Source organism: Alloscardovia venturai (assembly GCF_042676605.1).
GTDB classification, from domain to species: domain Bacteria; phylum Actinomycetota; class Actinomycetes; order Actinomycetales; family Bifidobacteriaceae; genus Alloscardovia; species Alloscardovia venturai.
In genome coordinates this window covers 1-2039 of record NZ_JBHTHQ010000019.1, presented here as the reverse complement: position 1 = coordinate 2039, position 2039 = coordinate 1, and the positions used below count along the sequence as shown (strand labels likewise).

Here is a 2039-nt window from a genome sequence, read left to right as displayed (position 1 = left end):
GCATCTTTGCTGCACCGTTAAGCACGAGTGTGCGCAAGATTTTCTTGTGCACACCTTAGCCGCCCGCACAATTTTTTGTGGAGTTCAGGTAAGGCGAGTATGAAAAATGTGCCTCCTACTTCTGGGGGGGGTAAGAGACACAAATATAGTACAGGCCGCCCCTAGGGGTGGTCTCTTTCGCATTAAACCTTAAAACTTGTTAAAAGGTTTTATGCCTTGTGCTTGCCCGCAATATCCATCCAACGGCGACGGATAGTCAACCCTGCACCCGCGGCGGCGAGGACAAGGCCTGCAACTGCGAGGCTGGTGACCTGTGCACCAGTCTGAGCCAATGGCGCAGCAGTAACACCGTTCCAATCATCACTGTCTTCTACTGGAGTGTCATAGCATGTACCCTCAGTATCCCCATGATTACCACCATTTGGATCGAATGGATGATCGTTATGGGATGCGCATGGCACGATAGGTGTACCAGTGGTGTGGCCGCGGTCGGTATGATTCATCGTGTTCATACCAGTCAAAGTGCCCTTGACTTCTACGTATTCGCCAGGCTTTAATACCAGGTTAGACCAGTTTGCTGGATACTCCAGATTGGTTACCGTACCGGAGCCTGCGATGGTCTTGTCATCTAACGTGATCTTGGTCAGGTTGACTTTACCGGTGTTGATGATACGGAACACGATACGGGTGCCGTTCTTGGTAGACTTCAAGGCTTCGCTTGGTGTGTTACGGTCACCCAATTCCACGCCAGATGCTTCGTCATACTTGATGAGCTTAATAGCAGGGGTTTGGTCTGGTGTCTTGGTCCACACCATGTTGCTTTCACGCTTAACATCGTTCATGGTTTCCACGAATGTGTTTTCTACGCGATCGCTTACGCCTGTACGTGTCATTTGCACGTACGCTGTCCAGGACAAGTCACTATCCATAGCAGATGCAATATCCAAGAATTTCTGTGTTGCTTCTACGGTGAATACACCGTTCGATTCGGTGAAGGTGAAGTATCCGGCATCTACACCGCTACCGTCGATACGGCTACCCTTGGAGATGACTGTGCCATCATTGAGGGTGATATCGTTGTTGATATAGACTGCCCACTGGCCAGTTAGCTTATCCAAGGATTCATTGTAATCGTCAACAATCTTCCAGTTCTTGATCTGCTTGTAGGCACGGTTACCAGTGATCTTGGAGCTATCGAGACGATACAAGAACTGATGATCCTTATAAATACTCTTACCATTCGCACTTTCGCCGCCTACCTTGACGGTGACATCCTTCTTCGGATTAATAACCTTCAAAGGATTAGTAACCGTGTTCGTCACATCCTCGCGATCGTTCGTAATCTGGGTGGCTGTATTCTTCACGACATACCCGTCGTTGACCTTTTTCACGGTCATAGGAAGAGTAATAGTGTAATCCTGGCCGAGCAGTTTTTGGTCGATTGCAGGGTCTTTGGTCACATCCAACGTCTTATCAGCGTAAGCCTTTAAATCGGTTGGCTGTGGGTCACCCTTAATCACGTCGCCCAAATACTCGGTATCTACGGTCTTAGCGAACACATAGACGACACCATCCTTAACCTGGATATTAAACTTAGAGGTGACGTCCTTACCGGATGCGTCTAAGATTTCAATATCCTTGTCATTGAGCTGGAGGTATTCGTCATCATAGTCATCGACCATGCCAAGACGATGCACCTTATAAGCAGTGTCCTTCAACGTGGCTGCGCTTAAAGTGAGACGGTAGTAAATATCGTCACCATAGTAAGCAGTCTTGCCATCAATATTGATACCAGTCTTGGTCTCATCCTTCTTATCAGGAGTAGGCTGGACTGGCTTGTTGGATACCACGTTTGATGGGGTCAGTGAGTTGTTGAGTTTCAAACCCCACTGATTATCCACACTATGGTCTGTTGGAGCGTTCTTGGATACCGTGCCTTCGAAGCGTACCTGGAAACGATGCTTAGATCCCGCGGTCATATTCGCTGTCACGTAATCCTTGTTGAGTTCGATAGTGAACTCATGCTTTTCCGTATCAAC

General features: G+C 48.1%; 1 protein-coding gene. It reads right to left on the bottom strand.

Features of this window, described 5'->3' with window-relative positions; genetic code table 11:
- Positions 1-209: 209 nt before the first annotated feature.
- A partial coding sequence (locus tag ACFQY8_RS03370; RefSeq protein WP_377938503.1) for an LPXTG cell wall anchor domain-containing protein occupies positions 210-2039 on the bottom strand: 1830 nt, incomplete at its 5' end.